Source organism: Terriglobus sp. YAF25 (assembly GCF_052113305.1).
Lineage (GTDB): Bacteria > Acidobacteriota > Terriglobia > Terriglobales > Acidobacteriaceae > Terriglobus.
In genome coordinates this window covers 1-2301 of record NZ_JBFRCY010000720.1, presented here as the reverse complement: position 1 = coordinate 2301, position 2301 = coordinate 1, and the positions used below count along the sequence as shown (strand labels likewise).

The window sequence follows — 2301 nt, the reverse complement described above, 5'->3', positions numbered from 1 at the left end:
GATCCTCTACATCGACTCAACCAGCCGTTGCGCAACGCGCAACCATTTCGCACCGCAGGTGCGAATGCGTTGCTTAAGGGCACGGCTTCAGCCGTGCCATATAAAAGCCGCAAAACACGCGGCTTCAGCCGCTGAGGTACCGCACTCACACACAAGCATTCACATTCCCCGGCCTGCTCCACACCTCAGTCCTTCCAAACAACTTGATTCCCACATACCCCCGCAGCTCCAGCCGATCTCCATTCCGCATCATCGACCCGTGATACGTCCTGCCCGACTTCGGATCATAGAGATAGCCACCATCCGCATGGTTCTGGTCAGAGAGATGAAACCCATGTCCGATCACCAGGCCACACAGAGGCTGTTTGCGCTTTGCCGCATCCGGATTGTGGCTGTCGAAGGGCGTCGGCGCCTGGCGGCTGACCGCAATCAACCGCGCACATAGCTCCTGTCCGCACGGTGCAATGCGGATAACGGACCCAGTGGGATCCGTCCAGTCACCCAGAACACCGGGCTGCTCGGCCTGCAGCGTGGCCGCAATCACCAGGAAAAGACCTGCAATCAGTTTCAACATAGACCACCTCAAACCGAGCGAAAGGCCAGAACAGCATTGAGCCCGCCAAAGGCGAAGGAGTTGGAGAGTGCGAGCACCGGTTCACTGGTTCGTTCTATTCCCCGCGTTTCTCCGGTAATCACATCGAGCGCGAGCGCAGGATCGATCTCGCTCTCATGTGCTGTCTGCGGCAGCTCACCATGCTGTAACGCAAGCACGGTCGCAACTGCCTCCAGCGCTCCGGAGGCGCCCATCGCATGGCCATGCATCGACTTGGTAGAACTCACCGGAATTTTGCCGGCATCCTCCGCAAAGACCATGTGGATCGCCTCTGCCTCTATTCCATCGTTGGCAATGGTCCCCGTACCGTGCGCATTGATGTAGCGCACAGGCGCGCGCAGATCGCCGCAATCCAGCAGCGCACTGCGCATCGCGGTGGCCGGTCCGCTGGGTGCAGGCTGTGTGATGTGCCGCGCATCCGAAGACATACCGAAGCCGACGATCTCTCCCAGCACCTGCGCTCCTCTCCGCACCGCGCTCTCCATCTCCTCCAGAACCATCACAGCCGAGCCTTCGCCCAGGGTCATGCCGTCGCGGTCTTTGGCGAAGGGACGGCAGAAGGTCGGCGAGACCACACGCAGGCTGTTCCATGCCCGCAGAAAGCCGAAGGTCAGCGGAGCATCATGACCGCCGGTGATCGCAGCATCCACCATGCCGGAGCGCACCATGTGAAAGGCCTGGCCAATGGCGTGCGTCGCCGAAGCGCAAGCAGTGGAGACGGTATAGGAGGGGCCAGTGATGCCATACTCCATCGAGACCAGGCTGGTTCCCGCATTGGCCATCGCACGCGGCACGGTGAGTGGATGAACGCGCGCGCCCTGTGTATATAGCTTCTCCAGCGCCGGCTCTTCCGCCGTCCTGCCGCCGGCAGAGCACCCGAAGACAACGGCAATCCGGCTGCCGTCGAGCGTAGCCGGCAGGCCAGACTGCTCGATTGCTTCGTGTGCCGCTACGAGGGCAAACTGCGACGACCGCTCGGAGAGCAGCATCTGGTCCGGCGAGAGCAGCTTCTCGGGCTGGAAGTCATCCACCCGCGCCGTGCAGCAGAAGGTCAACCCCACCTGCTCTTCGTCGGAGAGAGAACGAAAGCCGTCACTGCCCTCGCGCAGCGCGCGGAAGAACTTATCCGTGCCGATGCCGATGGAGGTGACACAGCCCATGCCCGTAATGGCAACACGTCTCATGCGGTGCTCGTTTGGGAATCAGGAGTGAGAGGCTTTGCCTCGACTGCCTGGTGAATGGCCGCCGCCATCGCGCCAATGTTATCGATCGTTGCCAGCGCGCTCTCCGGAATGGCGATGTCGTAGGCCTCTTCCACATCGAAGGCCAGCGTCACCTTATCCAGCGAGTCCAGCCCGATCTCTTCAAACGTCGAAGCAGGTGAAAGCGTCTCCGGCGAAACCTTCTTGGCCGCGGCGATCAGTTGGATGCAGTGTTGCTGGATTTTTTCCAGTTGCCGAATCGTTTCTATCTCCATCAGATATCTCCTGCACAGCGGTGAAATGAGGGGTACGACGAAGTACGTTGACTGTCACGGAGCATTTTTCCTGTAGGTGTAKTGCRGGGCTTGTGCATCTATGGGCGTTTTCCGCAATGAAAACGCCGCTGCACGCTCCTCCCGGGATACCCAKCAACAGGAAAAATGCTCTAATCTTCACAAAGTGTGATGGAACCCGGGTCCATGAGGC

Annotated in this window: 3 protein-coding genes; all 3 read right to left on the bottom strand. The window is 60.1% G+C overall.

The genetic code is table 11. The features are described 5' to 3' along the window. Window positions 1-145 precede the first annotated feature (145 nt). The 3 genes from AB4043_RS22860 to AB4043_RS22850 are packed head-to-tail and all read right to left on the bottom strand — an operon-like array spanning window position 146 to window position 2090. On the bottom strand, window positions 146-574 hold the full coding sequence (locus AB4043_RS22860) for a DUF2147 domain-containing protein (protein ID WP_442303181.1): 429 nt from the start codon (window positions 572-574) through the stop codon (window positions 146-148). A gap of 8 nt (window positions 575-582) precedes the next feature. Further along, window positions 583-1797: a beta-ketoacyl-[acyl-carrier-protein] synthase family protein gene (locus AB4043_RS22855; RefSeq protein WP_442303182.1), complete on the bottom strand. Its 1215-nt coding sequence runs from the start codon at window positions 1795-1797 to the stop codon at window positions 583-585. After that, window positions 1794-2090, bottom strand: coding sequence for an acyl carrier protein (locus AB4043_RS22850; RefSeq protein WP_442303183.1), 297 nt, complete (start codon window positions 2088-2090; stop codon window positions 1794-1796). Before AB4043_RS22850 ends, AB4043_RS22855 begins: the two co-directional genes overlap by 4 nt. Between the last annotated feature and the right edge of the window lie 211 nt (window positions 2091-2301).

Bases quoted from the DNA above. Each gene is read 5' to 3' on its own strand.
- AB4043_RS22850 (WP_442303183.1), bottom strand. From the start codon at position 2,090: ATGGAGATAGAAACGATTCGGCAACTGGAAAAAATCCAGCAACACTGC.
- AB4043_RS22855 (WP_442303182.1), bottom strand. From the start codon at position 1,797: ATGAGACGTGTTGCCATTACGGGCATGGGCTGTGTCACCTCCATCGGC.
- AB4043_RS22860 (WP_442303181.1), bottom strand. From the start codon at position 574: ATGTTGAAACTGATTGCAGGTCTTTTCCTGGTGATTGCGGCCACGCTG.